This window comes from Bacillus sp. LL01 (assembly GCF_001037965.1).
The window spans coordinates 1-3239 of record NZ_LFEL01000259.1 but is presented as its reverse complement, the minus strand read 5'-3'; the positions used below and the strand labels follow the sequence as shown (position 1 = coordinate 3239).

The window sequence follows — 3239 nt, the reverse complement described above, 5'->3', positions numbered from 1 at the left end:
TATAGAGGGGCAACGATTATTCTTGGAAATGGAGAAGTAATAGAAGGGGCAACGTTATTGGTGCATCTAGGTAGTATAGTTGATGTAGGGATGAATATTGACCTGCCGTCTGATACCGAGATTATGAACGTTGAAGGGACATACATAACACCTGGCTTAATTGATGTACATACACATATCGGCGTTTTTGAAGAGGGAATTGGCCCAGCTGGGCACGATTTTAATGAAACGTCGCAGGCAGCAACTCCACATGTTCGAGCTATAGATGGCATTAATCCATTTGATCGAGGATTCGAAGACGCTCGTGCAGCAGGCGTGACAACGGTACAAATAATGAAAAAGCGTGACCTTGGAATGGAACAGTTATCAAAAGTAATTAAAGGAGAAATTCCCCTTTGTATTCATGCTCACCGTTCTGATGATATTGTCACCATTCTTCGACTATTGAAAGAATTTGAAGTCGAAGCGACGATTGAACATTGTACAGAGGGCCATTTAATTGCTGAGTATTTATCGAAGCATTCTGTTCGAGTTTCTGTAGGACCAACGATGACTTCACGTACAAAGGTTGAATTAAACGACAAAGGGTGGCACACACTTCTTGAGTTAGAAAAGCATGACGTTCCCTTTGCGATTACAACAGATCATCCAGTAGTTACCATTGATCATCTCATTACGTCTGCCCAAACATCTGTCAAAAATGGCTTGTCAGAACAAACCGCATTTAAAGCAATTACTCTTCGTGCAGCTGAACATATAGGGATTGCTGAACAAGTAGGCTCGCTAGAACAAGGAAAAGATGCTGACTTTGTCATTTGGTCCCATCATCCATTTAACGTCCAGGCTAATGTCATGCAAACCTTTATAAATGGAAAGACTGTATATGGTGATTAAGAGCTCGCAATAGCGTTTTTTTCTTGTAAAGCCTGAATAGAGAGGGAGATGAAGTAATGAAAGTAACAGTTGTCGGGTTTTGGCATGCCTACCCTGAAGTAGGAGAGGCAACCTCAGGTTATTTACTTGAGCATAACGATACGAAATTATTACTTGATTGCGGAAGTGGAGTTCTGTCTTGCGTACAGGAATATTGTGATGTAAACGACCTTGATGGGATTGTTCTATCCCATTATCATCATGATCATTACGCAGATATTGGACCTTTTCAGTATGCGCGAATTATTAACAAAGGGATGGGAAAAAACAAAAAAGAATTTACGATCTATGGACATCAAGAGGATACAGCTTCATTTAATAAGTTAGCCTACAAGGACCTTGTTAACTCTTATGCTTATGAGGAGGGTAAGCCTCTGCACATTGGATCATTCACCTTTACTTTTAAAAAGACTCATCACCCTGTTCCGTGCTATGCAATGAAAGTGGAATGTGAAGGAAGAGCGATTGTCTATACAGCTGATTCAAGTTATTTTGAGGGGTTAGCTGATTTCGCACGGGGAAGTGACTTAGTAATTGCTGAGTGTAGTGGGTATAAGAATGATCATGTGGGACAATACGGACATATGAATAGTACGGATATAGGCAAGCTTGCACGAGTTTCAGATCTGAAACAAATAGTTCTCTCGCATCTTCCTCATCACGGAAATCATGAGAAATTGAAGAAAGAGGTGGAGGAAGGGTACTGTGGGGAAGTGACCATTGCACAGTCAGGATTAGCATTCATTATTTAAAAGAAATTGGTGAGTTGCCAGTTTCTTTTTTTATGACTACCATCTATTTCTATCTTTTTATTAATCATAGATTTCACTATGTTAAGATCATGTAAAGGATTTGATTATCACTTGCATATATAAGTATATGCTTATATACTATAAACGTACTTGAGGAAAGGGTTGAAGTTAATGGAGGATATGAAAACTGTCATTGAAGTTGAAGAAGCTGCTAAAGTGTTGAAATTACTTGGAGATAAAACACGCCTAACAATGGTGGCCTTAATGGAAGAAGATGAGTGTTGTGTGTGTGAATTTGTAGAGTTATTCAACATGAGTCAGCCATCTGTTAGCCAGCACTTAAGAAAGTTAAGAGATGTTGGTCTTGTAGTGGAAGAGCGAAGAGGACAGTGGATTTTCTTTTGTGTAAACAGAAGTCACCCTGCATACCCTATGGTTAAAAGTTTACTTAGCCACTTACCTAATCAGCATAATAAACTACTTGAACTTGAACAGCGTGGCTTACGAGTATGCTGTGAGTAAAGGTAGAAAATAGAATAGATAAAAGAGAGTGGGGGAGAAACGATGACATCTGTGATTTTAGCTTCTGTGATTTTCCTGTTTACACTCACCCTTGTCATTTGGCAGCCAAAAGGTTTATCTATTGGTTGGTCAGCGACAATTGGGGCAATCTTAGCGCTAATTGTAGGGGTCGTTGATTTTGGTGATGTAGTAACAGTTACAGGAATTGTTTGGAACGCGACGTTAACGTTTGTGGCGATTATTATCATCTCATTAATTTTAGATGAAATTGGATTTTTTGAATGGTCGGCATTACACATGGCCAGGTTTGCAAATGGAAATGGATTGAAGATGTTTTTGTATGTTTCTTTATTAGGTGCTGTAGTAGCAGCATTATTTGCAAATGATGGAGCAGCTCTTATTTTAACACCGATTGTATTAGCTATGGTTAGAGCTTTGAACTTTAAAGAAGCGATGATTTTACCCTTTATTATGGCAAGTGGATTTATTGCTGATACAACGAGTTTGCCGCTACTAGTCAGTAATTTAGTTAACATTGTCTCTGCAGACTTTTTCGGAATTGGGTTTGTTGAATATGCATCGAGAATGATTGTTCCGAACTTCTTTGCACTTGGGGCAAGTATTTTAGTGCTTTATCTCTTCTTTAGAAAAGACATTCCGCTGAAATATGATATGAGTCAACTCAAAAAACCAGTCGAAGCCATTAAAGATCAGAAACTCTTTAAGCTTTCATGGTACATTTTAGCGGTCTTATTAGTTGGTTATTTTGTAAGTGAATTTATTCACGTCCCCGTATCATTTGTAGCCATGCCAATAGCGATTATTTTCTATATCATCTTCCGAATGATGAGCAGGAAGAATCCTGAATTGAGTTCAGCTGGCATCATTAAAGGGGCTCCTTGGGCGATTGTTGTTTTCTCAATTGGAATGTACGTCGTTGTTTATAGCTTACGAAATGTAGGCTTAACAGATGTCTTAGCTGGGTTTATTGAATCGACCACCGAACACGGTTTGTTTGTTGAAACGATCTCA

4 protein-coding genes are annotated in these 3239 nt (G+C 38.9%); all 4 read left to right on the top strand.

All coding sequences use genetic code 11. The features are described from left to right. Positions 1–894 (top strand): amidohydrolase family protein (locus AB685_RS29045; RefSeq protein WP_241773416.1); only part of this gene is annotated, 894 nt, incomplete at its 5' end. Between the two features lie 56 nt (positions 895–950). Then, a complete protein-coding gene (locus AB685_RS29040; protein ID WP_047974087.1) occupies positions 951–1685 on the top strand; it encodes an MBL fold metallo-hydrolase in 735 nt (244 codons plus the stop codon). 171 nt (positions 1686–1856) lie between these two features. Further along, positions 1857–2207 (top strand): metalloregulator ArsR/SmtB family transcription factor, encoded by a 351-nt coding sequence (locus AB685_RS29035; RefSeq protein WP_047974086.1) that lies wholly within the window; start codon positions 1857–1859, stop codon positions 2205–2207. Positions 2208–2249: 42 nt separating this feature from the next. Then, positions 2250–3239, top strand: a 990-nt coding sequence (gene arsB / locus AB685_RS29030; RefSeq protein WP_047974085.1) for an arsenite/antimonite efflux transporter, incomplete at its 3' end; no start/stop codon positions are given.

Excerpts from the sequence above, each read along its gene's own strand:
- AB685_RS29035 (WP_047974086.1), top strand. The coding sequence starts at position 1,857 with ATGGAGGATATGAAAACTGTCATTGAAGTTGAAGAAGCTGCTAAAGTG.
- AB685_RS29040 (WP_047974087.1), top strand. The coding sequence starts at position 951 with ATGAAAGTAACAGTTGTCGGGTTTTGGCATGCCTACCCTGAAGTAGGA.